Genomic DNA, 22,799 nt, shown 5'->3' on the forward strand with positions numbered 1-22,799 from the left:
CATGGGGAGAATAGCGCGAGCGTTGCGTAATCAGCTAAGCTTCCGGGATAACAAGTTGAGTTATGCCGCGTTGCAGGTATTATGCAACGCAAAAGAAACGGAAGGAGAGGAAAAGATGCCATCTTTCGATATTGTCTCTGAAGTTGATCTTCAGGAAGCCCGTAACGCGGTGGACAACGCGAGCCGCGAAGTCGAGTCGCGTTTTGATTTTCGTGGCGTTGAAGCCACGTTTGAATTAAACGACGCCAACAAGACCATTAAAGTGCTGAGCGAGTCTGACTTCCAGGTGAATCAGCTGCTGGATATCCTGCGCGCCAAGCTGCTCAAGCGCGGCATTGAAGGCACCTCCCTCGACGTGCCGGAAGATATCGTACACAGCGGTAAAACCTGGTTTGTTGAAGCGAAGCTGAAGCAGGGCATTGAAAGCGCGGTGCAGAAGAAGATCGTTAAACTGATCAAAGACAGCAAGCTGAAAGTGCAGGCCCAGATTCAGGGCGAAGAGATCCGCGTGACCGGTAAGTCCCGCGACGATCTGCAGTCGGTGATGGCGCTGGTGCGCGGTGGCGATCTGGGACAACCGTTCCAGTTCAAAAACTTCCGCGACTAAGGCGGCCGACAGACAGCAAAAAGCGGGGAATTCCCCGCTTTTTTTATACCCCTTTGATGAGCTGCTCTATCTCGAAGCGGTTGGTGACTTTGCTGTCGATTTTGATATACACCGAACGCTCCTCGGGCACCACCAGCGCCTGATGAACCCCGCTGGCATTCAGCAGAAGCGCCTGCAGCGCGCTGTCGACCACCACGCCGTCCGGTACCTCTACCCGCAGGCTGCTGACGTAGGGCGGCTCGCTCATGGTGCTGGCCACCAGCAGCCACAGCATCGCCAGCAGCGCGCCCAGCAGAAACACGGTCTGTGAATCAAAGAAACCATCGACCCAGCCGCCAAGGGCGCCGCCAATCGCCACCCCGAGGAACTGGCTGGTGGAGTAGACGCCCATCGCGGTGCCTTTATAGCCCGCCGGCGACTCTTTGCTAATCAATGACGGCAGTAGCGCTTCCAGCAGGTTAAACGCCAGGAAGAAGAGCTGCACGCCCGCTACCAGCTCCCAGAAGTAGCCTCCGGCGCCCCAGAGGACAATTTCCGCAATCAGCAGGATGGCCACGCAGAGCAAAAAGACGCGCTTCATCTTGCGCTTCACTTCGGCGTAGATAATAAACGGCACCACCGAGATGAAGGAGATAACCATGGTGACCAGGTAAATCTTCCAGTGCTCGGCGGCCGGGAAGCCGGCAGCCTCCAGCTGTCCGGGCAGCGCGACAAACGTGGACATCAGCATGATGTGCAGGCACATGATGCCAAAGTTGAGCTTCAGCAGGCGCGGCTCCGCCAGCACCTTGCTAAAGCAGCCCTTCACCATCCCGGATTCGCGGTTAAGCACATGATTCTGGCTGTTGGGAACCACCCACAGGGTGAGCAGGATGCCGACGGTCGCCAGGATGGCGATCATCCAGAACAGGGCGTGCAGGCCCAGCTGATGGGTAATAATCGGCCCCAGCACCATGGCGATAGCGAAAGTGACGCCGAAGCTGACGCCAATAAACGCCATCGCTTTGGTGCGGTTCTGTTCGCGGGTGAGATCGGAGAGCAGGGCCATGACCGCGGCGGCGATGGCGCCGGAACCCTGCAGGGCGCGGCCAAGAATGATGCCCCAAATGGAGTCGGTGAGCGCGGCGATGACGCTGCCGAGCACGAAGATAAGCAGGCCGCCGACGATCAACGGCTTACGGCCAATACGGTCAGATAACAGTCCGAAGGGGATCTGGAACACCGCCTGCGCCAGACCGTAGATGCCGATCGCCAGGCCAATCAGCGCTTCACTGGCGCCCTGCAATGCCATGCCATACGTGGTCAGAACCGGCAGGACCATAAACATGCCAAGCATGCGCAGGGAGAATACCGTCCCCAAACCCCAGGTCGCGCGCAGTTCCCCTGGCGTCATTTTGTTATCGTTCATTACCACCTCAATATAAAAACTGCGCCTAGTGTAGCGGCGGGGGGTAAGAAGCGTAAATAAATGTTTGTTTAACAGATATTACGGGGCTGTTGCGCGATGCGACAAGTTGGTAAAAATCAATAAACCAGTGGAGGGGGACTCCACTGGCGAGGGGGAAAATTAAGGTAAAGTAAAGTCAACCCACTGGCTGCCGGCATCAGCCGATTTGACGCACTGCTCGACCCAGTAGACGCCGTGTAGCCCGGCTTCGACGTCCGGATACCAGAAGTCTTGCAGGAAGGCGCGATCGTCACGGTCCGTGGCGTCAATCGCCTGCGCATAGCGGCGATAGAGATTGGCCCAGGCTTCAAACAGCCCTTCCGGGTGGCCGCCGCCGATGCGATCGTCCGCCAGCGCGTTTGCGCTCAGGTAGGGCATCCCGCGTTCCAGAATGCGCGCCGGCTCGCCCTGCACCTCATAGCTGAGCTGGTTAGGATGCTCATCCCACCATTCGATACTCGCCTTTTCGCCGACGATGCGCACTTTTTGCGAGTGCATGGCGCCGCTGTTCACCGCGCTGGTCCACATCGAGCCAACCGCGCCGTTGTCATACTCCATCAGGACAAAGGCGTTATCTTCCAGCGGCGCGCGGGAGGGGACAAAGCTCTGGCGGGAGCACATCAGCCGTTTGATATTGAGCTGCGGCGCCATGGTTTCGGCGACAAACAGGGGATGGGTGGCCAGATCCCCCAGCACATAGCTGGGCCCGGCGAACTTCGGCGTTACGCGCCAGCGGGTGGATTCTGCCTGCAGCTCGACGGCCTGGTTATGAAAGCCGTGGGCGAACTGCATATTGACGATGCGGATCTCGCCGAGCAGCCCATCGGCAATCATCTGCCGCGCCTGCTGGATCATCTGATAGCCGGCGTAGCCGTAGGTGACGCCGACGATTTTGTTCTGTTTTTTGCTCAGGTCCACCAGCTCGCGCGCCTCTTCGGCGGTAAAGCAGAGGGGCTTTTCACAGATGACGTGGAGGCCCGCTTCCAGCGCCGCTTTGGTGATGGCGAAATGGGTATTGTTCGGGGTGGTGACCGAGACGACCTCGATCCCGTCAGGACGGCGGGCTTCTTCACGAAACAGGGTCTGGTAGTCGGCGTAGCAGCGCTCCGGCGCGATGCCCAGCTGCTCACCAAACGCGCGCCCGCGCTCGGCATCAACGTCAAGCGCGCCGGCCAGCAGGGTGTAAACATTGTCACGCAGCGCCGCACAGCGGTGGCTGTAGCCGATCTGGCTGGTTCCCCCGCCGCCGACCATGCCCCAACGCAGGGAACGGGATAAGGGTTTCAGACCGTTTAACATGGTGCTCTCCTTTTTGAAATCATTCGCACTCTGAGGCGCTCAATGCCGACGCCTGCGGCAACGCGCATCCGGATAAACTGACCTAAACTTAAGGAAATGTTTGTTCTGTTTCAATTGTTATGTGGAATTTATTTTTCATATATGCGAAGGGGATCGAATAAGCAGAAGTTTATTTTCTGCTGGCTTGAAAAGAGGAGAGGGGAAACAACGGCAATGGGTGCAGGCCGGACGGTTGCTGAGTACTTTTCGTTACACGGCAAGATGAAATAAATGTTCTTTTTAGCCGCAGCGCGCGGTGCAATCCGCAGATTGCACCGGAGGAAGGATACCGCATTACGCTCCGCGCACAGACGCGGGGGCTGGCGAAGCGGCGGGAGGATTACCAGCGGCGAAGATGCCCTTCGCCGCCAGGCCTGCGACGGTGAGGGCAGCCGGGATGCCGAGGATCAAAAAGACGCTTTCGAAGGGCAGGTTGAGCGCCATCATCTCAGCGCCGGCAAAGGCGCTGAGGATCGCGCCGATCCGCCCGACGCCGTGCATCCAACTGGAGCCGGTCGCCCGCGCCTGCGTGGGGTAGTAACGGGCGGAGAGGGCGTTCATGCCCGTATTGGCGCCGTTCAGGCAGGCGCCGCTGATAAACGCCAGCATGCAGAGCAAGGCAAAGCTGCCCGCGGCGTAGCCCATCGCCATGGTAAACAGGCCGCCGACGGCGTAGATCATTCCCAGCGCGCGATGGGGATTGATGCGGTCCATCAGCCAGCCGGCAAACAGCGAGCCGAGGGTGCCTCCCGCCTGGTAGATCGCCGTCATCACGGCCGCCTGGCTGACGGTAAGCCCGACCTCCTTAACCAGCGTTGGCAGCCAGCTGCCGAGAATATAGACCAGGAACAGCCCCATAAAATAGACCAGCCATAGCATCAACGAGCCAAAGCCGTACTGGCGGGAAAGCACAATGCGCATCGCGTTGCCGGCCGCCGGCTGCGCCGGCAGGATAAACGTCACGTTGTCGCTGATTTGTCCGGGATAAAGACGATTAAGGATGGCGCGAATGCGCGCCGCTGGCGCTTGTTTGATCACCAGAAAACGAACCGATTCCGGCAGCCGCCAGATAAGCAGGGGGGCAAACAGCAGCGGCAGAATGCCGCCGAGCGCCATCAGCGAGTGCCAGCCAAACTGCGGGATCAGCCATGATGCGGTGAATCCTCCGGCCGCCGCGCCGAAGGTGAAGCCGCAGAAGATGACGGTAATAATAAATGAGCGCTGGCGTTCCGGAGCGTATTCCGACACCAGCGTCCCGATGTTCGGCATCGCGGCGCCCAGTCCAAGGCCGGTCATAAAGCGGAAGAACATCATCTGCTCAATGTTGTGCGAGAAGGCGGTGGCGATGGTCCAGAAGCCGAAGAAGAAGACGCTGTTGATGATGATCTTTTTGCGTCCCAGCCAGTCGGCGAGCGGGCCAGAGAAAATAGCGCCCAGCGCGAGGCCGATCAGCGCGGCGCTGATCACCAGGCCCAGCTGGTGGTTGCTTACCCCCCACTCCAGCTTCAGCGTCGGGGCGATAAAGCCCATGATCGCGATATCAAACCCATCGAGAGCGATAACGCAAAAGCCGAGAAAAATAATCTGCTTTTGAAAGCGGCTCAGCGGGTTACGGTTAATTAACTCTCTGACATCCAGGCGTTGAGTCTGTGTCATAGCGGATTCCTTATGCGCAGGAGCGCAGGTAGGGCTGCGCGGCAGTGAACAGTAATTGCGCCCGCTGGAGGGGCGGCAGGGCGCCCTGCTCGCCGTCGAGCGGCACCTCGAGGGAGACCGGCAGCGTCGCCGGCAGAGCCGACATCAGACCGTACAGATCCAAACCGCCTTCCCCCGGCACGTTGCGCGCTGAGCGGGCCTGGCGGATGAGCTCCTGCTCGCTTTCCGGCCGCTGCGCCGCGCCATCGCAGAGCTGCATATAGTTCAGATGATGCGCGGGCAGGCTGGAGAGGGCGGCGAGCGATTCTCCCGCGCGCCAGAAATGAAGGGCGTCCACCAGGATGCCAATATCCTCCCGCCCGCTGGCGGCGATCAGCGCCTGCGCATCGGCGATCGTGCGCAGCTGGGTCCAGGGCATTGGCTCAAGGTTCATGGTCAGGCCAAACGGGCGGCCGGCCGCGGCGAGAGTGGCCAGGTTGTCGGCGCTGCGCTGCAGGTTGTCGTCATTCCCGGCGACTAACACCTGCCCGGCGCCAAGCCGCGCGGCGGTCTCCATAAAGCGCAGCAGCCGATCGTCGAGGGTAAACCCCGGGCTCAGGCGGACGATCTCCACGTCCGAGACGCGGATGCCGGTTTCCATCAGCGCGGCCAGGGTCGCGCGGACGGCGGGGGTATCGCCCAGCATATCGTAGTCCGGGTCGGCGGGGGTGGCGGGCAGCAGCCGCAGACCCACGTGGGTAAAACCGGTTCTGGCCGCTATCCGCACCTGTTCGGGGGGAGAGACATCGAGCAGGCTCAGCGCGGCGAGCGATAGGGTACGCATGTTCATAAATGGCTCCGGTTCAGTTGCAGGTGAAGTTAGCCAGGGGTATTGCCGTCCCTGGCTTTTATTGCTTTGTTTTTATTGTGTTTTCAGCCAGTTTTTTGCCCACCAGGTAGCCGAAGGTCATCGCCGGCCCGAGGGTGATCCCTCCGCTGGGGTAATAGCCGCGCATCACGCTCGACATGTCGTTGCCGATGGCGAACAGGCCCGGTATCGGCTGCTGCTGCCCGTCCAGCACCCGAGCGTGTTCGTCGGTTTGCAATCCGCTGAAGGTGCCCAGCGAGCCGGGCAGAATGCGCACCGCGTAGAACGGCCCTTCGCGCAGCGGTCCGAGCGTCACCTGATGGTCACCCTGCGCGCGGTTATAGGCCGATGCGCCGCGGTGAAAATCGACGTCTTCACCGGTGCTGGCGAAGTGATTAAAGCGTTCAACGGTTTCCGCCAGCGCATCGGTATCGATGGCGCAAAGTTTCGCCAGCTCGGCCAAGGTGTTTCCTCGCAGCAGATAGCCGGTACGCAGCCAGGCGGTAGGGGTGAACGGGAAGGGCCTGGCGTGGCCCAGGCCATAGCGGCGCAGCGCGCGCCGATCGGCCAGCAGCCAGGCCTGCGGCGTGTTGCCCGCGGGCGTCGCCGCCAGCAGGGCGGCGATAAAGTCGTGATAGGAATCGGCCTCGTTAACAAAGCGTTTGCCGTTAGGCAGGACGGCGATCACCCCGGGCTTGGCTCGCTCCACCAGATGGGGAAACATCAGCTGCTGGCCGCTGGCGAGGGTGACGCGGGACACCGGCGCCCAGGCCAGCGGGTGGCGCAGGCGGGTATCGAACTGGCCGCCGATGGATTCGCCAAGGCGGATCCCCTCGCCCTGATTGTCAGGCGGCGCGGCGGAGAAATGGCCGTAGCCCTCCGCGGCGTGAGGCACCACCTGCGCCAGGCGCTGCCGATCGTGGGGAAAACCGCCGCAGGCCAGCACCACGGCGCCCGCTTCGACGTGCATCTCCCCGTCATCACTGCGCAGCACCGCGCCGGACACGCCCTGCGGCCCCTGCAGCAGCCGAACCGCAGGCGCATTGAGTTGAAAGCGCACTCCGGCGTCGAGGGCGGATCGCAGCAGACGGGCGACCAGCGCATTGCCATTGACCAGATGCTGCCCCCGTCCGGCGCGCAGCCGCTGCCAGCCGTGGCGCAGCAGGCGGCGGGCGGCATACAGCGCGGAGCGCGGCGAGCGGGTGGCGTTAAAAAAATGCGCCATGTCCGCGCCGCCGGCGATGCCCATCCCGGCCAGGCTGATGGTCTCCAGCGGCGGCCGCAGTCGGTGGAGCCAGTCGCCGAGCAGGCGGCCATCGTAGGGCTGAGCGGTGACCGACCGCCCACCGTTCGCCGCGCCCGGCGACGCGTGAAAGTCCGGCATGGCGCTGCCCGACAGAAACTTCACCGCCGTCCGCTGATGAAAAAAATCCACCATTTCCGGCCCGTGACGGAGGAAAGTCTGCAGCCGTTCGTCGGCGGCTTCGCCCCCCATCTCATGCTGCAGATAGGTCAGCGGAGCATCGGCCGCTTCGTCGATGCCCTCCGCCCGCGCCAGCGGGTTGCGGGGGATCCACAGCCAGCCGCCGGACCAGGCGCTGGTTCCGCCGAGCACTGACGCCTTCTCCGCCACCATGACGCTGGTGCCGTGCATTGCCGCGGTGACCGCGGCAGAGAGTCCCGCCGCGCCGGAGCCGACCACCAGCACATCTACCTTCACAGGCCCGCTCATGATGGACTCCTTACTGCAATGGTGAAAAAGCGGTGGGGCGCATCAGCACCGACTCGAGGCGCTCCACGGCGGCCAGTTCGCGATTTTTCCGCGAGAAGGTCTGCCAGCGCTCGTCCTGGGCCATCCGCGCGCGGCGTACCAGGCGATCGTCCAGGCTTTCGTAAGCCCAGATGTGCACTACCTGATTGACCACGCCGATCTCGGTAAAGAAGAAGCCGATCAGTTTGCCGAGATGGTCAGTTTGCACCGCCAGGGCATCGCTTTGGTACAGCGCCAGCCAGTCGGCCATTTTCAGCGGATTGATGGTGTAGGTGCGTTTTTCGTAGATCATGATGTTTTCCTGATTAGTGGGTGGCGGGTTGCGCCAGATGGCAGGCGGCGAGGTAGCCAAACGTCAGCCCCGGGCCAAGGGTGATGCCGGGACCCGGGTAGGTGCCGGCCATCAGCGAATCCATGTCGTTTCCTACCGCGTACAGCCCCGCGATAGGCTTTCCTTCGGCGTTGACGACCTGGGCATCGGCGGTGGTGACCAGACCCCGGGAAGTCCCCAGATCGCCGGTATAGAGTTTGATGGCATAGAACGGCGCGCTGAGCAGGGGAGCGTTGCAGGCGTCAGGGTGATGGCCCGGATCGCCCATCGCCCGGTTATAGCTGTTGCCGCCTTTGGCAAACTCACGGTCCACGCCCTGCGCGGCGTCACGATTGTAGCGGGCGACCGTCTCGCTCAGGGTGTGGGCATCCAGCCCAAGCTGCTGCGCCAGCGCGGCCAGGGTGTCGGCTTTGTGCAGATAGCCGGCGGCGATCAGGGCGTCATTGTTCACCGGCGCCGGGCGCGCCAGCCCGAGGCCGTAACGCTTCATCGCCTGGGCGTCGCACAGTAAAAAGCAGGGGGCATTCTCCGCAGCATGCTGCATCGCGCTGGCAAAATGGTGATAGGAGCTGGACTCATTAACGAAGCGTACCGCCCGCTGATTGACGGCAATCACGCCCGGCTTGGCCCGGTCGGTCACCAGGTGGGGGAAGCGCTCCTCGCTGCCGTCGGCCCGGGTCAGCACCGATACCGGCGCCCAGAAAAAGTTGGATGCCCGATCGGCTCCCTCGCGAGCGTTAAGCGCCGCCGCGAGACGCAGCGCGGCGCCATCATTGGCCGGCGGCGACATGGTGAAGTGCTCTCGGGTGTCAGGCCGATAGCGCGCCGCCAGCGCGCCAGCGGCAAAACCGCCTGCGGCCAGCACCACTCCGCGCCGGGCGTGCAGCGTCTCTCTTTGCCCCTGACACTCGATCTCTACCCCGGTGACCGCGCCTTGCGCTTCGCACAGCGCCAGAACATTGACATTCAGCCGCAGGCTCATGCCTTTACGCAGCGCCGTGGTCGCCATGCGGGCAATCAGGGCATTGCCCATCGCCAGGCGGGTGCCGCGAGGGTATGTCACCCGGTCGCGGGCGTAGCGCAGCAGCAGTCGGGTGCAATGGGCCAGGGAGCGCAGCGAGCGACGCATATCGAGAAAATGTTGAATGTCGACGCGGTTGACCATCATTCCGCCAAACAGCAGCATCCCCGGCGGCGGCGAGCGCAGGTCGCGAAACGCGTCACCCAGTTCACGGCCGTCATACTCCACCACCTCCAGCGCCCGACCGACGTCGACGGCGCCGGGCTCATCCGGATAGTAATCAGGTGAGAGTGGGCGCAGGCTATACTTCACCGCCCCCTCGCGCTCCAGAAAGGCGAGGGCCTCTCGCCCGGCGCTGACAAACGCCTCGGCGATATCTTCGCGGTAGTGGGCCTCGCCGATAATGGTTCGCAGATAGGTTTTGATCGCTTCGGCGCTACCGCTTTTGCCCGCGGCGCGCGCCTGGTCGGTATCGTGCAGCCACACGGCGCCGCCAGAGATGGCCGAGGTGCCGCCGAACTGACCGGCTTTCTCCAGCATCAGCACCGACAGCCCTTTGCAGCTGGCGGTGACCGCGGCGGCAAAGCCAGCGGCGCCGCTGCCGATGACGATCACGTCCCAGCTCTTCATGCCGCCGCTCCCTGCGCCGGCGGGATGGCGCCGATAAACTGGCCCATCAGCGTCATCTGCGCCAGCGCCATTTCCGGCCCGGTCTGTACCCGGCAGCCGCGGGCGGCGGCGAAGGTGAGCAACGGCGTCATCACCGGGGCGGTGACAACGTCAGCCACGTGGGTGGCGCTGTCGAGGGTCTCCAGCAGCGCCTGCGGCAGGGGCAGCGCATCAAATCCGGCCATGCCGGCCGGCGAGCCGTTGACCAGCAGATCGACGCCGTGCAGGGTGTCCGGCAGCGCGCTCAGTCGCACCGCCGGAAAGGCTTCAGCCAGAAGGTCGTGCAGGCGTTGCCGGGTGGCGGGGTTTTGATCGTGCAGAGCCAGCTGACGAAGCCCCGCCTCGCACAATCCCCAGGCGATGGCGCTGCCGACGCCGCCGCAACCGGAGAGCAGCGCCTGCTTACCCGCCGGCTGAAAACCCTGTGCCTCGGCGGCGAGCAGAAAGCCGACGCCGTCCAGCATATCGCCCTGTAACCGGCCATCCGCCAGCTTGCGGATCACATTGATGGCGTTGAGTCGGCGGGCGCGCGGCGTAAGCTCGTCGACCAGCGCGGCGGCGCGTTGTTTATGCGGCACCGTCACCAGCACGCCGCTCATGTTCTGCCAGCCGCGCAGGGCGTTGAGATAGGCGGCCACCGCGTCCGGGGCGATATCCACCGGGATCATGACGCTGTCCATGTGCTGTTCGGCAAAGTAGCGGTTGAAGTTATCCGGTGATTTCACCTGGGCAATCGGATGACCAATCACGGCGACAACCTGGGTAGTTCCACTGACCATTGCAAACCTCATTTGTTAAATGAATGTTGTGAAAGTATTTCAGTGGAAGCTGGGAGCGACAACGCAGAATTCGGACATGTCGGTTGTTAATCGCACGATCGCTGCGATAATCGCAGGAAATCGATAATGATGTTGCAAAAATGTGAGCGAATATGCAAAACACCATTCATCCTCGCGATCTGATCGTCGGTTTACAAAAAGGGTTGGCGCTCATCCAGCTTTTTTCTAAAACCTGCCCAAAGCTCACCGTCGCTCAGGCGGCGAAAATGAGCGGCCTGACGCAAAGCGCGGCACGACGTTTTCTGTTGACGCTGCTGCATGAGCGCTATTTGCAAACCGATGGGCGCTATTACTGGCTTACCCCGAAGACGCTGCGGCTTGGTCAGGCCTACGTCGATTCGGCGCAGTTTCCCCGCATGGTGCGGCCGATTGTCGAATACATCGCCAGCCGGACCGAGGAGCACGCCTCGGTGGGGGTGGTGGATGAAGATGAACTGGTCTATATCGCCCGCAGCCGTCACACGCCATTTAACTCCACGTCGGTTCGGCTTGGGGAGCGGGTGCCCATCTTTTGTACCGCCGGGGGGCGGTTATGGCTGGCTTCGCTGCCGGAAGCAGAGTGTGAAGCGGTTCTACAGCGCATTACCCGGGAACAACGCACGCCCTATACGGTGACCGACGTCGCGTCGTTGATGGAGAAGATTGCCCAGGTGCGGCGTCAGGGGTATGCCACTATCGAGCAGGAGTTTGAGATTGGTATGCTGGTGCTGGCGGTACCGTTAACCGACAGGGAAGGGACCTGGTGGGGAGCGTTAAGTCTGACCAGTCATCAATCGCGGACTTCGCTGGACGCGTTATGCCGCGACCACCTTGATCTGCTCTATAGCGCGCAGGCGATGCTGGTGGGTTAAACAGGGCAGCCGATGCGCTGCCCTCGGCGAGACGTCGCTTAGGCTGACGCTTTGTTGAGGAAGCTGCTCCAGTCGCTGGCGGCGTTATCGACAAAGGTGTTCCAGCTGTTGCCGGCGGTATTGACGAAGCTACCCCAGTTTTCCTTACCGGTGGTCACAAAGGTTTCCCAGTTTGTCTGGCCGGTCAGGAAGGAACCAAACGCCATCGCGCTGTCGCCAACGAATGAGGCGAAGGCGGTACCGGAGGTGAGGACAAACGAGGTGAAGCCGACGGCAGAGTTGGCGACAAAGCTGGCGAAGCCGTTGGCCGCGCCGAACAGGTTAAAGCCGCCGGAGATGTACTCCATTTCGTTCAGTGTTAATTCTTTCATTGCGATTCCTTGTAGTGAATATTTCCCAAACGGGTGTAAACCCGAGGCGAAAAGTAGCATCGCGGGCGCGTGCGGCGCGAGCGATACCCGGTTAGCACAAGCTCATTTTTTCCTCATTTTTTGGGCGTGAGATAGCGAAACCGATGCGGGGGAGGGGAGGGGAAGTATGAAATGAGAAAGGAACCAATTTGCAACAGAAAAGAAAAAGCCCCGTCAAAACGGGGCTTTATATCGTACTGGAGAGCGAGATTATCTCACGTAAGCCAGCAGGCTATGTGAATCCGGCACCATAAAGTCAACGGACATCATCACGGACAGCGCAGTGATGGCGACGATGGAAAAGACGAACAGCTTGCGCGCCCAGACTTTGTCATCTGCCACTTTGTAGCCACGCAGCGCCATACCCAGCCACCAGACGCTGACCGCTGCCGCCACGACCAGGTATTTATACCCGGCGTAACCGCCCAGCGAGAGCATCAGGGTCGCAACGGCAAAGGCGACGATGTACAGCGTAATATGGTTTTTGGCGACCGAAATGCCTTTCACCACCGGCAGCACCGGAATATTCGCCGCCTGATAATCCTTAAAGCGGAAAATCGCGATGGCGTAGGAGTGAGGCATCTGCCACAGGCTAAAGATAGCCAGCAGGATCGCCGCACCGCTGTCGAAATCACCGGTGACCGCGCAGTAGCCAATCACCGGCGGCGCGGCGCCGGAGAGTGAGCCAATCAGCGTGCCGTAGACAGAGTGACGTTTCATGTACAGGCTGTAGACGCCGACATAAACCACGAACCCCATCACCCCCAGCCAGCAGGCCAGCGGATTTGCGCCGAACCACAGCAGCATAAAGCCAGCAATACCCAGCAAGGTGGCGTACACCAGCGAAGCTTCTGGCGAGATCAGCCCTTTGACCAGCACCCGGTTTTTCGTCCGTTCCATCTTACGATCGATGTCCCGGTCGATGTAGTTGTTGAATACACAACCCGAGGCGACCACCAGGGATACTCCAAGGAGCGTCCAGACGAACAGCGGATAGTCGATGTGGCCTTTGGAGGCCAGCAGGAAACCGCCGATCACGGAGATCAGGTTGCCAAAAATAATGCCTGGTTTCGTAACTTGCAGGTATTGCTTAAACATACTCGCCGCTCTTAGTGCATCATCATGTTGTAGTTCAGGTTCCACATAATCCAGATGGAGCCGACAACCACGATCGCAATGATGATTACGGTGAAGATAAATGCGGTCAGGTTCCAGCCTTCATCGGACTTGCTGTTCATATGCAGGAAGTACACGAGGTGTACCACGATCTGCACCACAGCGGTCACCAGAATGGTGCCAAGGATAACCGCATGCGAGGCGGAGCCACTCATCACCATGGCGAACGGAATGACCGTCAGGATGATGGACAGGATAAATCCTGTCATGTAGCTCTTCACGCTGCCGTGAGAAGCGCCGCTATGATCGGTAGAATGACTCATTACATCGCCCCCATCAGATAGACAACCGAGAACACGCAGATCCACACGACGTCCAGGAAGTGCCAGAACAGGCTCAGGCACAGGATACGCGTGCGGTTAGTGCTGGTCAGGCCACGACGTGAAACCTGGAACATCAGCACCGCCATCCAGATAAGGCCAGAGGTTACGTGCAGACCGTGGGTGCCGACCAGCGCGAAGAACGCGGACAGGAAGCCACTACGATCCGGACCAAAGCCTTCCATGATCAGGTGATGGAATTCATAGATTTCCATCCCGATAAATCCGGCGCCAAACAGCCAGGTCAACGCCAGCCAGGAAACCACCTGGCTCTTGTTGTTTTTGTACATGGCGATAGCCGCCATGCCGTAGGTGATGGAGCTGAACAGCAGCAGTGCGGTTTCAACCAGAACGAACGGCAGTTCGAAAATATCTTTGCCAGTCGGTCCGCCGGCCGTGCCGTTCACCAGAACGGCATAGGTAGCAAACAGCGTAGCGAAGATAATGCAGTCGCTCATCAGGTAGATCCAGAAACCGAATACCTTCATCGGTCCTGTATCATGGTGCCCGTGTTCATGCGCGTGGGCAGTATGCGCAAGAGTATCAGTTGCCATTTTTCAGCCCTGCTTTGTTAATCTCATCGAAATGCTGTTTTTCCAGTTTTTCGACTTCTGCAACCGGTACGTAGTAATCCACGTCCTCGTCAAAGCTCTTAATAATCCAGGTCGCTACGATGCCGATGAAGCTGGCGATCGCCATCCACCAGATATGCCAGATCATGGCGAAACCAAATACCGTCGCGAAGGCGGCAATGACGATGCCGGCGCCGCTGTTTTTCGGCATATGAATTTCTTCATAGTGAGCAGGCTGTTTGTACGCTTCACCTTTCTCTTTCATTTCCCAGAAGGCGTCACGCTCGTGAACCTGAGGAACGATAGCGAAGTTGTAGAACGGCGGTGGAGAAGAGGTTGCCCACTCCAGCGTACGGCCACCCCACGGGTCACCGGTCAGGTCACGGTTCTGATCGCGGTCGCGAATAGAGACGTAGAACTGAATCAGCTGGCACAGGATACCGCAGGCGATCAGCGCCGCACCGCAAGCTGCAACAACCAGCATCGGGTGGAACTGCGGATCGATCTGCTGGCTCAGACGACGGGTCATCCCCATGAAGCCCAGCACGTACAGCGGCATAAATGCTACGAAGAAGCCGATGATCCAGAACCAGAAAGCGCGTTTGCCCCAGGTTTCGTTCAGGGTGAAGCCAAAGGCTTTCGGCCACCAGTAGGTCAGACCTGCGAAGCAACCGAATACCACGCCGCCGATGATAACGTTATGGAAGTGCGCGATCAGGAACAGGCTGTTGTGCAGAACGAAGTCCGCGCCCGGTACCGCCAGCAGCACGCCGGTCATCCCACCTACGGAGAAGGTCACGATAAAGCCGATAGTCCACATCATCGCCGAGTTGAAGACGATGCGACCCTGATACATGGTGAACAGCCAGTTGAAGATCTTAACCCCGGTCGGGATCGCGATAATCATGGTGGTAATACCGAAGAAGGCGTTTACGTTTGCGCCGGCACCCATGGTGAAGAAGTGGTGCAGCCAAACGATGAACGACAGAACGGTAATACAGACGGTTGCCCACACCAGAGAGGTGTAACCGAACAGACGCTTACGCGAGAAGGTCGCGGCGATTTCGGAGAAGACCCCGAACACCGGCAGAACCAGGATGTACACTTCCGGGTGACCCCAGGCCCAAATCAGGTTGATGTACATCATCATGTTGCCACCCATATCGTTGGTAAAGAAATGGGTGCCCAGGTAACGATCCAGGGTCAGCAGCGCGATGGTGACGGTCAGAATTGGGAAAGAGGCGATAATCAGGATGTTAGCGCACAGAGATGCCCAGGAGAATACCGGCATCTTGAACATGGTCATGCCCGGGGCGCGCATCTTGATAATGGTCACGAAGAAGTTAATACCGGTCAGGGTAGTACCGATACCGGAGAGCTGCAGCGCCCAAATCCAGTAGTCGACCCCTACGCCAGGACTGTACTCAATTCCCGACAGCGGCGGATAGGCCAGCCAACCGGTCTGCGCGAACTCACCGACGCCCAGAGACAGGTTAACCAGAATCACGCCCACAACGGTGAACCAGAAGCTCAGGTTGTTGAGGAACGGGAAGGCTACGTCGCGTGCGCCGAGCTGAAGCGGAACCACCAGGTTCATCAGACCGATAACGAACGGCATCGCCACGAAGAAGATCATGATAACGCCGTGGGCGGTAAAGATCTGATCGTAGTGATGAGGCGGCAGGAAGCCTGCTTCCCCGGCCGAGGCCAGCACCTGCTGGCTACGCATCATGATAGCGTCAGCAAAGCCACGCAGCAGCATGACGATTGCCACGATAACGTACATGATACCGAGACGTTTGTGGTCGACAGAGGTCAGCCACTCGTTCCATAGGTAGGACCACTTACCGAAGTAAGTGATGGCCGCCAGAAGCGCCAGTCCCCCAATGATAATCGCAGCCACCGTTACCACGATAATAGGTTCGTGGTAGGGCACTGCATCCAGTGTAAGTTTTCCGAACATCGTTTTCTTCCTCGGCCCCTTAGTGAGCGGTTTCCGCGTGGCTCATGTCCATGCCTTCCATCCCGTCGTGAGCGGCATGCTCGCCTTCAGGTTTGGACATGTTCATGCTCTCGTGAGACATGAATTTGTTCACAACATCTTTGAACAGATCCGGCTTCACGTTAGAGAAGTATTCCACTTTGTTATATTCGCTAGGCACAGCCACTTTCTCGAACGCGGCCATAGAGTCCATAGCGTTCGGAGACTGTTTCGCTTTTTCAACCCACTGATCGAAAGTTGCACGATCCGGGGTAGCAATCGCTTTGAACTTCATACCAGAGAAGCCCGGGCCACTGTAGCTAGCGGAGATACCGTCATAAGTACCAGCTTCGTCAGCAATGAGGTGCAGCTGAGTCTGCATCCCGGCCATTGCGTAGATCTGGCTGCCTAAGCGCGGAATAAAGAACGAGTTCATCACCGAGTTAGAGGTCACTTTGAAGTGTACCGGTACGTTCGCCGGGAAGGCGATTTCGTTAACGGTAGCAATACCCTGTTCCGGATAGATAAAGAACCATTTCCAGTCCATCGATACGACTTCGATGGTGATTGGTTTCTCGTCATGGACAAGCGGTTTGCTTGGCTCCAGTGCGTGAGTGGTTTTCCAGGTCAGAACGGCCAGGAACAGGATGATCAGAATAGGTACCGTCCAGACCACAGCTTCCACTTTATTGGAGTGTGACCAGTTCGGGCTATACTTCGCATCTTTATTGCTCGCGCGATACTTCCAGGCAAATCCTACTGCCATCAAGACGGCGGGAATAACGACAATCATCATCAGGCCGAAGGCCGTCAGAATCAAAGAGCGTTGCTCCAGTCCAATCTGTCCTTTTGGGTCAAGGAGTGCAGAATCACAACCACTGAGTAATACAGTACCTGCGATTAATGACATCCATCCCAAACTTTTATTGTATTTCCTGAGTCTCATTGAACGACCTCAATTCCACGGGATCTGGTGGCGTTTAAAGTGTACGGGCATTTTACGGTAAGGTTGCATTACTGTAAACATGATTGGATCTCTGTCAGTTCTGTGTTAGCGGCTTCTGCTTGCTTTGTCACATATGTTACGTAGTGTTACGTAATCGCTTGCAAAGCCTGATTTTCGTGGGATCGATAACGAAAGGGATAAGAAAAGGAGTGCTTAGCGGCGAATGGGCATAACCACCCAAAAATTAGAACAATTGTTTAACATTTAATTATCAAATAAAAGACATTGTGGAAACGTAAAATAAAATCGGCTTAGCTGAATCGGTTAAATTATTTAAAGAATCGAATAAAAACTGTCAATAATTTCCAGAAAACAAAAACGCACAAAACAACAAATAGCGCGGCGGGCAATATAAAAGCGTTAATAAGCCGTTATAATTACGTTTCGTAATTACAACGGCTAATAATGATGCAGCGTCCTTAAATCAGGTGGGTTTTACGCAGCGCCAGGTAGTCGAGCAGGCCGCCGAGCAAAATACCGCCAACGGCCGTCAGCGCGGCAACCTCCAGCAGGCCGGACAGGAAGCTGAACGACGTATAATCCAGCGCGTTGAGGATCAGCAGACCCAGCCATACCGCCAGCAGCAGGCAGCCCAGCGTCAGGATCCCCAGCGCCAGCGCATAGGCCTGCGGGTATTCGCTACGCGGTATAAAGCTTGCCGTGCGTTGGGTATGCTCGAGCGTTTGCCGGCACAGCAGCAGCAGCGCGATCCCCGGCACCGCCGCGACCACAGAGAAGAGATAGAAGGTGGACCAGCCGTGGGCCTCGACGAACCAGCCGGCAATCGGCCCGACGTACACGCGGCCAACCGCGGACAGCGCCGAGAGCAGCGCGAACTGGGTGGCGGAGAACGACTTGTTGCACAGCGTCATCAGCAGCGCCACAAACGCCGCCGTGCCCATTCCCCCGCACAGGTTCTCAAAGAATACCGCGGTCGCCATGGAATAGAGGTGCTTATCGGTAATCGACAGCAGCCAGTAGCCGGCGTTGGAGACCCCCTGCAGCAGACCGAAGATCAGCAGCGCCCGGAACAGCGTCAACCGCTGCATCAGGACGCCGCCGTACAGGGCGCCGAGAATGGTGGCGAAGAGGCCTAAGGTTTTGTTCACCATCCCCACTTCACCGGCGTCAAAACCGACGCCGCGGATGAGAAAGGTGGTGGTCAGGCTCATGGCAAACGCATCGCCAAGCTTATAAAGAACGATGAGCAACAGAATAAGCCAGGCGTTGTTACGGCCGAAAAAATCACGCAGCGGCGCAACCACCGCCTGCTCCAGCGATCGGGGAACCGGGATGACGTCGCTCGGCTCGGGCGCCAGCAGCGTGGCGATGATGCAGGGCACCAGCAGCGCCGCCATCAGCCAGTACATCCCCTGCCAGCCGAGATAGCGGTCGGCGAGCCACAGGGCCAGACCGCCGGAGACCAGCATCCCGAGGCGATAGCCCAGCACGCTGATCGCGGCGCCGGCGCCGCGCTCTTCCGCCGGCAGAACGTCGGTTTTCCAGGCGTCAAAGACAATATCCTGCGACGCTGAACAGAAGGCGATCACCACCGCCAGCGCCGCCATCCAGCGCAGCTGGGAGACGGGTTCAAGAAAGCCCATCGCCGCGATGGCCAACAGGAGCAGGATCTGGGTGGTGACCAGCCAGCCGCGACGTCGGCCGAGGAACGGCGGCGTGTAGCGGTCCATCAGCGGGGACCAGAGAAATTTAAAGACATAGGCCTGGCCGACCAGCGAGAAAAAACCGATCGTTTTCAGATCGATATTTTCCACCGTCATCCAGGCCTGCAGGGTACCGGAGGTGAGGGCCAGCGGCAGACCGGAGGCGAAGCCGAGGATCAGCAAAATCGCTGATTTAGGCTGCTGAAAAATGCGTAAGTAATGACTGGACATAGCATAAAGCACGAACCCGGCGGAGGCCGGGTTCGTGGTGGCATTAACGCGCGTTTTGCTTGATGAAATCGTGAATGCTGGTGTCCTGCGCCATATCGGCGATGGTATCGGTCAGGACGCTGTTAACGGCATCAGCGATGTTTTTGTTCGAGGCCTGGAAGGCGCCTTCAACCGAGTAGCTGGCGCGGTAGTTTTTGGTCATCTTCGTGCCGTTTGCCGCGGTGGCGATGATGGCGATATCGGCTTTGGTGGCGATGTTGTAGCGCACGTTGCCCTGGGAGACGTCAGCGTAGAGTTTGTTGACGATGATCTGCAGATCGACTGCGCCGTTCGGGCCAATCATATAGCCGCGCGCGGTCATTTGTTTCTCCAGCACTTCCTGCAGCAGGAAGCGCAGGTCGCGGGAGGCGGTGAGGGTGACCTGTTGGTTGTCGCGCGTCACTTTCGCCAGCGCCTGGTCCGGACGCTGGTCGGCGCCGTTGATGCTGACGGTCACGCCCATCAGGCTCGGATCCTGCTGCGGCAGCGTGATTTTCGGCGATACTTCAATGGTGGTCGGCGGCGTGGCGCATCCTGCCAGCATAAACATGGCGACCAACGGGAAAAGGATCTTCTTAAGCATGTTCAGGTCTCAACGCATGGTGTTGTTATAAGGAAAATTACCGCCATCATAGCATTGCCAACGGCAAGGGGAAGTGGCAACGCGTGTAAATCCATCGCCCTGGCGGTTTTCTGAGCGCCCCGCTACGGTTAATCGCTCTTTCACCGGCGGATCTGGCGACCAGAGCCAGTAAACGTGATACTTTTGAATGAAAATATCAGAACAATGCTAATTTTTTGTTGTTTTCTCCTAATGGAAGCGGTAAAAGCGGCTAACATTTAAAAGGAGTGGCGGCATCTCAGCGTTGTCGGAGGAGAAAATTCATGATGATACGTGAACAGATCGAAGCAAAACTTAGAGCAGCGTTCGACCCGATGTATCTCGAAGTCGTGGATGAAAGTTATCGTCACAACGTCCCTGCGGGCTCTGAAAGTCATTTTAAAGTGGTGTTAGTGAGCGATCGCTTCACTGGCGAGCGTTTCCTTAATCGCCACCGTATGATCTACGGCACGCTAACCGAGGAGCTGTCGAATACGGTGCACGCCCTGGCGTTGCACACCTACACGATTAAAGAATGGGAAGCGCTACAGGATACGGTTTTCGCCTCGCCGCCGTGCCGCGGCGCGGGGAGCATCGCCTAGAAATCCCATTTGCAACCGCTGGCGCTTTTCCAGTATGTTGCTTGCAGATTTAGCAAAAACGGCCTACGGGCCGTTTTGTTTTGCCTGGAAAATGCGCAAAGTCAGCGCTTTTGCGGACAAAATTGAGCGGGAAATGTGAAAAATGCCGCAGCACCAGGCGACAACCGTTCTCGACTCACAAAAGTGATGCCGCTATAATGCCGCGTCTTATATATGAATGTCTTCGGGATGATTCTGACGACAGGGAATGTGTTTCTGATTTGAAGAGGGCATCCCGGTTCTGCGAAGCCACCTACACGCGCTTCCAGAGTTGACCGAGCACTGTGATTTTTTTGAGGTAACAAGATGCAAGTTTCAGTTGAAACCACTCAGGGCCTTGGGCGCCGTGTAACGATTACTATCGCCGCTGACAGCATCGAGAATGCTGTCAAAAGCGAGCTGGTCAACGTAGCGAAAAAAGTTCGCATTGACGGCTTCCGTAAAGGCAAAGTGCCGATGAATGTTGTTGCTCAGCGTTATGGCGCATCCGTTCGCCAGGACGTGCTGGGCGACCTGATGAGCCGTCATTTCGTTGACGCGATCATCAAAGAAAAAATCAATCCGGCCGGCGCGCCGAACTACGTTCCGGGCGAATACAAACTGGGCGAAGACTTCACCTACGCGGTAGAGTTCGAAGTGTACCCGGAAGTTGAACTGCAGGGTCTGGAAGCGATCGAAGTAGAAAAACCGGTTGTTGAAGTGACCGACGCTGACGTTGACACCATGCTGGAAACCCTGCGCAAGCAGCAGGCCACCTGGAAAGACAAAGAAGGCGCAGTTGACGCTGAAGATCGCGTAACCATCGACTTCACCGGTTCCGTAGACGGCGAAGAGTTCGAAGGCGGCAAAGCGTCTGACTTCGTACTGGCGATGGGTCAGGGTCGTATGATCCCGGGCTTCGAAGACGGTATCAAAGGCCACAAAGCGGGTGACGAGTTCACCATCGACGTGACCTTCCCGGAAGAGTACCACGCTGAAAACCTGAAAGGTAAAGCGGCTAAGTTCGTTATCAACCTGAAGAAAGTTGAAGAACGTGAACTGCCGGAGCTGACCGAAGAATTCATCAAACGTTTCGGCGTGGAAGATGGTTCCGTCGCTGGCCTGCGCGCTGAAGTGCGTAAAAACATGGAACGCGAGCTGAAAGGCGCTGTGCGTAACCGCGTGAAGTCTCAGGCTATCGAAGGTCTGGTTAAAGCTAACGAAATCGACGTTCCGGCGGCCCTGATCGACAGCGAAATCGACGTGCTGCGTCGCCAGGCTGCTCAGCGTTTCGGTGGCAACGAGAAACAGGCTCTGGAACTGCCGCGTGAGCTGTTCGAAGAGCAGGCTAAACGCCGCGTAGTGGTTGGCCTGCTGCTGGGCGAAGTGATTCGCACCAACGAGCTGAAAGCTGACGAAGAGCGCGTGAAAGGCCTGATCGAAGAGATGGCTTCTGCTTACGAAGATCCGTCAGAAGTGGTTGAGTTCTACAGCAAGAACAAAGAGCTGATGGACAACATGCGCAACGTGGCGCTGGAAGAGCAGGCTGTTGAAGCCGTGCTGGCGAAAGCCAAAGTGTCTGAAAAAGCCACTTCCTTCAACGAACTGATGAACCAGCAGGCGTAATTTCGTCGCGATGGTTTAAGGTTCGGGCAAAAACCCGTTGCCGAAAGGCGGCGGGTTTTTTTTTAGGATAATGCCAGCCTCAGGCACGGTGCTAAAACGCATTTACCATGATAGCGTTACAGCAAAAGCTTGTTATGCTTGAAATATGGCAACGCCATCCCCATTACCGGGGGAGGCAACTGCATCCGCAATTGCACGCGTGTTGAAGAGGCGGTGACGCGTTCAGCGGATAGAAACTGTGGCTGATAATCCGTCCGTAAGGTTACAATCAGTGCAGCAGGTATTTTAAAATTACTCCAGGAGACGGAAATGTCATACAGTGGCGAACGAGACAACTTTGCACCCCATATGGCCCTGGTGCCGATGGTCATTGAACAGACCTCACGCGGTGAACGTTCTTTTGATATCTACTCCCGTCTGCTTAAGGAACGCGTCATTTTTCTGACCGGCCAGGTCGAAGACCACATGGCAAACCTGATCGTGGCGCAGATGCTGTTTCTGGAAGCGGAAAACCCGGAAAAAGACATTTACCTGTACATTAACTCTCCGGGCGGGGTGATCACCGCCGGGATGTCGATCTATGACACCATGCAGTTCATCAAGCCGGACGTCAGCACCATCTGTATGGGCCAGGCCGCGTCCATGGGCGCGTTCCTGTTGACCGCCGGGGCGAAGGGCAAGCGTTTCTGCCTGCCGAACTCCCGCGTGATGATCCACCAGCCGCTGGGCGGCTATCAGGGGCAGGCGACGGATATTGAGATCCACGCCCGTGAAATCCTGAAGGTGAAAGGACGCATGAATGAGCTGATGGCGCATCATACCGGCCAGTCTCTTGAGCAGATTGAGCGTGACACCGAGCGTGACCGCTTCCTCTCTGCTGCGGAAGCCGTGGAGTACGGACTGGTCGACTCTATTTTGACCCATCGTAATTGATGCCCGAGGCGCAAGGGTGCCGCTTTACGCTGCATCCTTCTCGCCACGTCTGCTAAGCGGTTGGCATTTTTCCGGAGGCTTGCCGGGCAGGCAGGCGGCCGGTAGCTTCGCTACCGCCTCGATGTAGCGCGAAGGATTTTGTGTATATACTAATGAAGGGCGGCACAACGCTATATGGCGGCTTGCGCCTGAGAATGGCATTTGCGTCGTCGTGTGCGGCACAAAGAACTTAAAAAGAGGTTT

21 protein-coding genes are annotated in these 22,799 nt (G+C 58.4%); 5 read left to right on the forward strand and 16 right to left on the reverse strand.

Features of this window, described 5'->3' with window-relative positions; translation table 11 throughout:
- Positions 1-115 precede the first annotated feature (115 nt).
- A complete protein-coding gene (locus MKR05_RS14785; RefSeq protein ID WP_002891465.1) occupies positions 116-607 on the forward strand; it encodes a YajQ family cyclic di-GMP-binding protein in 492 nt (163 codons plus the stop codon).
- A gap of 43 nt (positions 608-650) precedes the next feature.
- On the opposite strand, the gene MKR05_RS14790 is transcribed toward MKR05_RS14785, so the two are convergent.
- The 8 genes from MKR05_RS14790 to MKR05_RS14825 all read right to left on the reverse strand — a co-directional run bounded on the left by MKR05_RS14790 (position 651) and on the right by MKR05_RS14825 (position 10,466).
- Positions 651-2,015, reverse strand: a complete 1,365-nt coding sequence (locus MKR05_RS14790) for an MFS transporter (protein WP_238875296.1) — start codon at positions 2,013-2,015, stop codon at positions 651-653.
- Positions 2,016-2,174: 159 nt separating this feature from the next.
- On the reverse strand, positions 2,175-3,353 hold the full coding sequence (locus MKR05_RS14795; protein WP_023288604.1) for a Gfo/Idh/MocA family protein: 1,179 nt from the start codon (positions 3,351-3,353) through the stop codon (positions 2,175-2,177).
- Positions 3,354-3,686: 333 nt separating this feature from the next.
- Positions 3,687-5,048, reverse strand: coding sequence for an aromatic acid/H+ symport family MFS transporter (locus MKR05_RS14800; protein ID WP_017898923.1), 1,362 nt, complete (start codon positions 5,046-5,048; stop codon positions 3,687-3,689).
- Positions 5,049-5,058: 10 nt separating this feature from the next.
- Positions 5,059-5,877 carry a sugar phosphate isomerase/epimerase gene (locus MKR05_RS14805; protein WP_064155200.1) on the reverse strand — a complete coding sequence of 273 codons (819 nt, stop codon included), beginning with the start codon at positions 5,875-5,877 and terminating at the stop codon, positions 5,059-5,061.
- 58 nt (positions 5,878-5,935) lie between these two features.
- Positions 5,936-7,627, reverse strand: a complete 1,692-nt coding sequence (locus tag MKR05_RS14810) for an FAD-dependent oxidoreductase (protein ID WP_238875294.1) — start codon at positions 7,625-7,627, stop codon at positions 5,936-5,938.
- Between the two features lie 10 nt (positions 7,628-7,637).
- Complete coding sequence (locus MKR05_RS14815) at positions 7,638-7,958, reverse strand: NIPSNAP family protein (RefSeq protein WP_004204812.1); 321 nt, start codon at positions 7,956-7,958, stop codon at positions 7,638-7,640.
- A 13-nt stretch (positions 7,959-7,971) separates the two neighbouring features.
- Positions 7,972-9,648: an FAD-dependent oxidoreductase gene (locus MKR05_RS14820; RefSeq protein ID WP_064157829.1), complete on the reverse strand. Its 1,677-nt coding sequence runs from the start codon at positions 9,646-9,648 to the stop codon at positions 7,972-7,974.
- Positions 9,645-10,466 carry a shikimate dehydrogenase gene (locus MKR05_RS14825; protein ID WP_044521259.1) on the reverse strand — a complete coding sequence of 274 codons (822 nt, stop codon included), beginning with the start codon at positions 10,464-10,466 and terminating at the stop codon, positions 9,645-9,647. The genes MKR05_RS14820 and MKR05_RS14825 overlap by 4 nt, the downstream gene beginning before the upstream one ends.
- Before the next feature lie 152 nt (positions 10,467-10,618).
- Here MKR05_RS14825 and MKR05_RS14830 point away from each other — a divergent pair, with 152 nt between their 5' ends.
- Positions 10,619-11,377, forward strand: a complete 759-nt coding sequence (locus MKR05_RS14830) for an IclR family transcriptional regulator C-terminal domain-containing protein (RefSeq protein ID WP_023288610.1) — start codon at positions 10,619-10,621, stop codon at positions 11,375-11,377.
- A 38-nt stretch (positions 11,378-11,415) separates the two neighbouring features.
- Here the strand turns inward: MKR05_RS14830 and MKR05_RS14835 are convergent, their stop codons facing one another.
- The 8 genes from MKR05_RS14835 to MKR05_RS14870 all read right to left on the reverse strand — a co-directional run bounded on the left by MKR05_RS14835 (position 11,416) and on the right by MKR05_RS14870 (position 19,359).
- Entirely contained in the window at positions 11,416-11,748 is a 333-nt protein-coding gene (locus tag MKR05_RS14835; RefSeq protein ID WP_049013793.1) for a hypothetical protein, read from the reverse strand.
- Positions 11,749-11,997: 249 nt separating this feature from the next.
- Positions 11,998-12,885, reverse strand: coding sequence for a heme o synthase (gene cyoE, locus MKR05_RS14840; protein ID WP_002891629.1), 888 nt, complete (start codon positions 12,883-12,885; stop codon positions 11,998-12,000).
- 11 nt (positions 12,886-12,896) lie between these two features.
- Positions 12,897-13,226, reverse strand: a complete 330-nt coding sequence (locus MKR05_RS14845; RefSeq protein WP_002891634.1) for a cytochrome o ubiquinol oxidase subunit IV — start codon at positions 13,224-13,226, stop codon at positions 12,897-12,899.
- The gene (locus MKR05_RS14850; protein WP_002891635.1) at positions 13,226-13,837 is read right to left on the reverse strand and encodes a cytochrome o ubiquinol oxidase subunit III; all 612 of its coding nucleotides are present in this window, start codon (positions 13,835-13,837) and stop codon (positions 13,226-13,228) included. The genes MKR05_RS14845 and MKR05_RS14850 overlap by 1 nt, the downstream gene beginning before the upstream one ends.
- Complete coding sequence (cyoB, locus tag MKR05_RS14855; protein ID WP_004204804.1) at positions 13,827-15,818, reverse strand: cytochrome o ubiquinol oxidase subunit I; 1,992 nt, start codon at positions 15,816-15,818, stop codon at positions 13,827-13,829. Before cyoB ends, MKR05_RS14850 begins: the two co-directional genes overlap by 11 nt.
- A 19-nt stretch (positions 15,819-15,837) precedes the next feature.
- Positions 15,838-16,782, reverse strand: a complete 945-nt coding sequence (gene cyoA, locus MKR05_RS14860; RefSeq protein ID WP_004204802.1) for a cytochrome o ubiquinol oxidase subunit II — start codon at positions 16,780-16,782, stop codon at positions 15,838-15,840.
- A gap of 479 nt (positions 16,783-17,261) precedes the next feature.
- Positions 17,262-18,737: a muropeptide MFS transporter AmpG gene (ampG, locus tag MKR05_RS14865; RefSeq protein WP_032453853.1), complete on the reverse strand. Its 1,476-nt coding sequence runs from the start codon at positions 18,735-18,737 to the stop codon at positions 17,262-17,264.
- A 43-nt stretch (positions 18,738-18,780) separates the two neighbouring features.
- Positions 18,781-19,359, reverse strand: a complete 579-nt coding sequence (locus MKR05_RS14870; protein ID WP_004204800.1) for a lipoprotein — start codon at positions 19,357-19,359, stop codon at positions 18,781-18,783.
- 302 nt (positions 19,360-19,661) lie between these two features.
- Here MKR05_RS14870 and bolA point away from each other — a divergent pair, with 302 nt between their 5' ends.
- The 3 genes from bolA to clpP all read left to right on the forward strand — a co-directional run bounded on the left by bolA (position 19,662) and on the right by clpP (position 22,556).
- The gene (gene bolA / locus MKR05_RS14875) at positions 19,662-19,979 is read left to right on the forward strand and encodes a transcriptional regulator BolA (protein WP_002891649.1); all 318 of its coding nucleotides are present in this window, start codon (positions 19,662-19,664) and stop codon (positions 19,977-19,979) included.
- 345 nt (positions 19,980-20,324) lie between these two features.
- Positions 20,325-21,623 (forward strand): trigger factor, encoded by a 1,299-nt coding sequence (gene tig, locus MKR05_RS14880; protein ID WP_023288613.1) that lies wholly within the window; start codon positions 20,325-20,327, stop codon positions 21,621-21,623.
- Positions 21,624-21,932: 309 nt separating this feature from the next.
- Positions 21,933-22,556 (forward strand): ATP-dependent Clp endopeptidase proteolytic subunit ClpP, encoded by a 624-nt coding sequence (gene clpP, locus MKR05_RS14885; protein WP_002891804.1) that lies wholly within the window; start codon positions 21,933-21,935, stop codon positions 22,554-22,556.
- Positions 22,557-22,799: the final 243 nt, after the last annotated feature.

Origin of the sequence: Klebsiella sp. K5-204 (genome assembly GCF_030128585.1) — a bacterium.
In the GTDB taxonomy this organism is placed as follows: Bacteria; Pseudomonadota; Gammaproteobacteria; order Enterobacterales; family Enterobacteriaceae; genus Klebsiella; species Klebsiella quasipneumoniae.